General features: G+C 70.8%; 1 protein-coding gene. It reads left to right on the top strand.

The genetic code is table 11. From position 1 onward, the window contains the following. The coding region (locus HV798_RS31575) for a phage baseplate assembly protein V (RefSeq protein WP_175216643.1) at positions 1–593 on the top strand (593 nt) is incomplete at both ends.

Here is a 593-nt window from a genome sequence, read left to right as displayed (position 1 = left end):
CGCCCTCGGTCCACGGCGTGCACACCGCCGTGGTCACCGACGCCGAAGGCGGCACGCAACCCAGGCAAAGCGACGAGATCCTGCGCAACAAGCGCGGCGACGTGCGCATCAGATTCCATTGGCAGGCGGGCAGCCAGGACGGCGAGGCCAGCAGCCGCTGGGTGCGCGTGGCGCAGCGCCAGTCGGGCGCGGGCATGGGCATCAGTTTCGTGCCGCGCATCGGGCAAGAGGTGCTGGTGCGCTTTCTGGACGACGACATCGACCAGCCCATCGTCGTGGGTTCGCTGTACAACGGCCGCGGCGAAGGCGGCACGCCCGCCACACCAGGCGGACGCGCAGGCAGCGCGGCCGATACGCAGGTCTACGCCGCCGCGCGCGACAACGCGCCCAGCGCCCAGGCCAACCTGGCCGCGGGCAACGCGCCGGCCTGGCACGGTGCGGCCGCCGGCGAAGACAATCACCGCAACGCGGCTGCGCTGACCGGCTTCAAGAGCAAGGAATTCGGCGGCGCGGGCTACAACCAGATCGTGTTCGACGACACCGACGGCCAGCTGCGCATGCAGGTCAAGAGCAGCCAGGACGCCTCGGAACTG

The sequence above is a fragment of the Achromobacter deleyi genome (assembly GCF_902859705.1).
Classification (GTDB): domain Bacteria; phylum Pseudomonadota; class Gammaproteobacteria; order Burkholderiales; family Burkholderiaceae_B; genus Achromobacter; species Achromobacter deleyi.
The sequence above is the reverse complement of the archived record's forward strand: the minus strand, read 5'-3'. Positions and strand labels throughout refer to the sequence as shown.